The following is a 3248-nucleotide window of genomic DNA, read 5'->3' as shown; positions in this document are numbered from 1 at the left end:
TGTGACTCTTAACAATAATAAGTTAAAGAACGGCTTTCTAAAGGAGTTAAAATGTTGTATTTAGACTTTTTTAGAAAGTGAAAGTCGAAATTATACATAAAGAAGCTTAAGGGAAGATGAAAGTGGGGAAGATTTGTGAAAAAATATTAAGCCCTTGTGGGGCTTAATATTAAAGTAGGTTTTTGAATTTGTCTAAAGCGTCTAATTTTTCCCAAGGATAGTCTTTTTGCCCCACCTGTCCTCTTGCAGCAACATCAGCGTATAAAAATGTGCTTTCGCTTGGCTTATCAAGAGCAAATTTATCTCTAATCCAATTAGGAGTGAGCGCAAAATTTTCCATCACAAATTCGCTTAATTTATCATCATCGACACCGCTCAAATTTGTCCCCATACAATCCACGCTTACAGAAGTCGGCTTTGCCACGCCTATGGCGTAACTTAACTGAACAATACATTTTTTCGCAAGTTTTGCAGCAACTATATTTTTCGCTAACCACCTAGCCGCATAAAGTCCGCTTCTATCGACTTTAGTATAATCTTTGCTAGACTGCGCTCCACCACCTATAGGCGAGTAGCCACCAAAACTATCTACGATAAGTTTGCGTCCCGTTAAGCCACTATCGTGTAAGGAGCTGTGATTGACATATTTGCCTGTTGGATTGATTAAAATTCTTGTCGTTTCTGGGCAAAAAAGCTCTTTAGGTAATTTTGTATCCAAAATAAGCTTCATCACTAAAGCTCTCAATTCCTCTATTTTCATACTCTCAACGCAAGGAGCAGAGACTACTATGGTGTGAATTTTTTGCGGAGAGCAATTTTCAAAATTTGCCTTCGTGCCATAATCAATCGTAACCTGTGTTTTTATATCCACGCCAAGTTCATTTGGATGTGCTTTAGCGTAAGCATAGACCTTATCGCAAAGCATTTTGGCATAGCTAATCGCCGCTGGCATATACTCTTCCGCCTCGCAGCTTGCAAAGCCAAACATTATGCCCTGATCTCCGGCACCTGTTTCGCCGTCCTCTTGATCGACCCCTTGATTAATGTCTGGGCTTTGCTCATTTAAAAATACCATAACATCGACTTCATCAGGGTGCAAACATTGCTTTTTACTAAAATGTCCAGCGCCATCATAGCCTATTTTTCTCAAAACATTTTTAACTAAATTATCGTAATCGGTTTTACTAAGCTTGTGATTTGACTTAACTTCGCCTCCTATCACAACCTTATTACCTGCGACAAAAACCTCACTCGCCACTCTTGAATTTTTGTCATTTTTCAAGAGTATATCCACTATTGTATCAGCGATTATATCAGCACACTTGTCAGGATGACCTGCGCTTACGACTTCTGAAGTGAATAGATACATAAAAGTCCTTTCATAAAAAATGAGAGAGCATTATACAAAATTTAAGTTACAATACGCTTTAAACTCATATAAAGTAAATTCTTATGTGAAAAGCTCAAACTTCAAATTTGATATGCGTCAAATCTACACATTGTTTAGAGCGTGTGAAATGAATTTGCTAAGAAGTTGTAAGGTATTAAATTCTTTCCAAAATATATAAAATTAGAGAATATGCAACCATACACATTATAAGACATACAAACAAATCAATTATTTTTACAATGTTTGGCTTTATATAAGAACTCAAAAATTTAGCCCCATAACCTAAAGAAAAAAACCACAAAAACGAAGCGCTTAAAGCTCCTAATGCAAAAAGAATTTTTTCATCAAAAGAAAAATTTAAAGCCGCACTGCCTACTAAAAAAACCGTATCTAAATAAACATGAGGATTAGCAAGAGTAACAAGCAAAGTCGAAATGATCACTTTTTTTAATGGAGGAGGATTTTCTTTTGCTAATTGTAACTTTATAGAATTTGCAAAAACAGCTCTTAAGGATAAAAAAGCATAATATAAAGCAAAACATACGCCACAAAGAGCTAAAATAAGAGCTAAAATTTGATTTTTCGCAAAAATTTCCCCAACACCAAAAATACCCACACATATCAAAATCACATCACACAAAAAACAAAGCAAACAAACGATGAAAATGTAATGGTTTGTTAAAGCCTGTCTTAAAATAAAAACATTTTGCGCCCCTATGGCTACAATAAGAGATAAAGAAAGCAAAAAGCCCTTAAATAACGGAGTCATCATCAAATTCCAAGTAAAAATCACACTTTTTCAAAATCCGCTTCTTGGATATAATCTCCGCTCAAAGCCGATATAACCAAAACGCCAATATGATTTTCTTTTCTACAATCGAAAGCATCGTTGTTAATAAGAGCTAAATTTTGATTATGATTTGAATTGATAAAATGTTGAGAAATTAAACGCTTTTTATTTGCCTTCATTGTGGCTAAATGTAAATCGTCCTCGTGCTTCAAATAAGAATTGGAAATCTTGTTTTGCTTCGTTTTTAAATCAATTTGCATATTAACATTATTTATAGGGGAAATAAGAAAATTATTCACATAAAACCTCGATTAAACTTTATCCAAACCTCATGGTGGGACTAGCAAGACTTGAACTTGCGACCTCACCCTTATCAGGGGTGCACTCTAACCAGCTGAGCTATAGTCCCTTAGCGGTGGAGAATAATGGTGGAGAATAGCGGGATCGAACCGCTGACCTCCTGCGTGCAAAGCAGGCGCTCTCCCAGCTGAGCTAATTCCTCAAATCAAAGCCTCCCCCGCAAAAGCCTTCAAAGCAAATCCTCGCAAATGAGGCACCACCCCATGCAAGAGGGGAGCTACGGGAGGATTCATCGCTGTTTTGCCCTAACCCAGAGCCAACAGCACACCAGAGCTTCATGCTCGCCCAAATTCTTGCAGAAATTTTACAGACAAAGCGGCTTCGCCTTCCCCAAAAAAAAAGCTTCCCCAAAAAAGCTCCGGCATAAATGCCCTCACCAATAAGACTTGCGCGCATCTTGCAGTGAAAACCACGCCTAAGGCTGCCCCTTTAGCGCCTTTAAAAGCTTAAAAGGCTGAAAGTAGAACACCCCAAGGCCGTGCATTTTGTCCATGCCCTGCAAATTCCCCGCAAGAAATCATCAATCTTTAAAATCTAAACAAGGACAATTGAAAAGCAAGTTTGTGAGAAACTTGACTTTATTATACTCTATCCTAACGAAAGGATAAAGTTGTACTCTAGAAAGGAGGTAATCCAACCGCAGGTTCTCCTACGGTTACCTTGTTACGACTTCACCCCAGTCGCTGATTCCACTGTGGGGGATAGCTT

Annotated in this window: 3 protein-coding genes, 2 tRNA genes and 1 rRNA gene; all 6 read right to left on the bottom strand. The window is 37.7% G+C overall.

Features of this window, described 5'->3' with window-relative positions; translation table 11 throughout:
- Positions 1-169: 169 nt before the first annotated feature.
- Positions 170-1369, bottom strand: a complete 1200-nt coding sequence (metK, locus tag NYG92_RS09080) for a methionine adenosyltransferase (RefSeq protein WP_289234204.1) — start codon at positions 1367-1369, stop codon at positions 170-172.
- Positions 1370-1544: 175 nt separating this feature from the next.
- Positions 1545-2162 (bottom strand): LysE/ArgO family amino acid transporter, encoded by a 618-nt coding sequence (locus NYG92_RS09075; protein WP_034956241.1) that lies wholly within the window; start codon positions 2160-2162, stop codon positions 1545-1547.
- A gap of 17 nt (positions 2163-2179) precedes the next feature.
- On the bottom strand, positions 2180-2479 hold the full coding sequence (locus tag NYG92_RS09070) for a hypothetical protein (RefSeq protein ID WP_289234203.1): 300 nt from the start codon (positions 2477-2479) through the stop codon (positions 2180-2182).
- Between the two features lie 33 nt (positions 2480-2512).
- Positions 2513-2589, bottom strand: a tRNA-Ile gene (locus tag NYG92_RS09065).
- A gap of 17 nt (positions 2590-2606) precedes the next feature.
- Positions 2607-2682, bottom strand: a tRNA-Ala gene (locus tag NYG92_RS09060).
- A 479-nt stretch (positions 2683-3161) separates the two neighbouring features.
- Positions 3162-3248 (bottom strand): 16S ribosomal RNA (locus NYG92_RS09055); the annotation flags it as partial.

Source organism: Campylobacter felis (genome assembly GCF_030250085.1).
GTDB lineage: Bacteria > Campylobacterota > Campylobacteria > Campylobacterales > Campylobacteraceae > Campylobacter_D > Campylobacter_D upsaliensis.
The sequence above is the reverse complement of the archived record's forward strand: the minus strand, read 5'-3'. Positions and strand labels throughout refer to the sequence as shown.

What these genes read in the sequence shown, in the direction of transcription:
- metK (WP_289234204.1), bottom strand. Translation starts at nt 1,369, where the DNA reads ATGTATCTATTCACTTCAGAAGTCGTAAGCGCAGGTCATCCTGACAAG.
- NYG92_RS09075 (WP_034956241.1), bottom strand. Translation starts at nt 2,162, where the DNA reads ATGATGACTCCGTTATTTAAGGGCTTTTTGCTTTCTTTATCTCTTATT.